Genomic DNA, 1,072 nt, shown 5'->3' with positions numbered 1-1,072 from the left:
TCAAAAGTTTAGGAAACTCCCATTCTATCCGTTGAACTACGGGGCTGAAAAATGAGTACTAAAATAATAACTTAAATGTATTTCTCGAGTAATTTTTTATGATTTCAGGATATCTATTAAGGTTGATATAGATTTTAATAAACGCTGTAATAAAGATTCACATTCAAATATAAACAAAAAAAGCTAGTCTTTCGACTAGCTTTTTGCTCCCTCTCTTGGGCTCGCCCCTCGGGACAGATTAGCAGTTAAATCAAGACTTGACGTTGTTTTACTTCTATTATGATGGCCAATTTGATGCCTATTGATAATTAATTTAATGTTTGTTTGTATACAAAGATAATGATGAATCTTAATTCTGATTTATTAAATGAAGATTATTTTTCAGCGAACTAGTTTTCCTTAATTTCTTCCAAAATCCTACCCCACCTTCGCAAACCCACTCACAAAAGTTTCTACAAATCCAATAATCTTACTCAAGATTCTGTCACCTGTTTTCTTACGTTCCAATACTTTAGGCTTTTCACCTTCTATTAAGTCCAAGAGTTCATCTCTTAAAGGTTCGCGTTCGGCAAAGAGGTAATTTTCTATTAGCTGTTCTGTTTTTTCTTCTGACAAGTTTTCTTCTTGTACCAGTAGTTTAAAGGCTTTTATCTGTTCTTCATTCCAGTATTTTTCAAATTGGTCCGGTAGGTCTTCTGTGTCTTCTATTGCGGGAAGGTTTTCTAGTATGAAACGTTCAATAAGTTCTCGTTTACTTCTCAAGTTGGCTTCTCCAGTAAGTAAATCAATGATTTCTTTTTGCTTCTTATTTTTCTCGTGAGGATCGGCATTTTTAAGGTTTGCCAATAGATGCAAGATGTATGTAACATTGATTTCGTCACGGTGGATTAATTCCAATTCGAAATCGACGTCTTCTAAAATGGAAACCTTTTCTTTTTCGTGATTGCTTTTGACTTTATCGTATAAATCGAGGTATTTGCTTTTGTAATCTTCAAACAATTGCTCGTCCATATCCAAATCTTCCATCTTGAAATCAGAGAATGTGGTTAGCACATTTTTAAGTCGCATAAGT

Annotated in this window: 1 protein-coding gene; it reads right to left on the bottom strand. The window is 33.7% G+C overall.

Translation table 11 applies throughout. The features are described 5' to 3' along the window. Window positions 1–417 precede the first annotated feature (417 nt). A partial coding sequence (locus EKL98_RS17160; RefSeq protein ID WP_449404018.1) for a type I restriction endonuclease subunit R, EcoR124 family occupies window positions 418–1,072 on the bottom strand: 655 nt, incomplete at its 5' end.

Source organism: Flavobacterium bomense (assembly GCF_003970355.1).
This window is presented reverse-complemented; position numbering and strand designations above follow the sequence as displayed.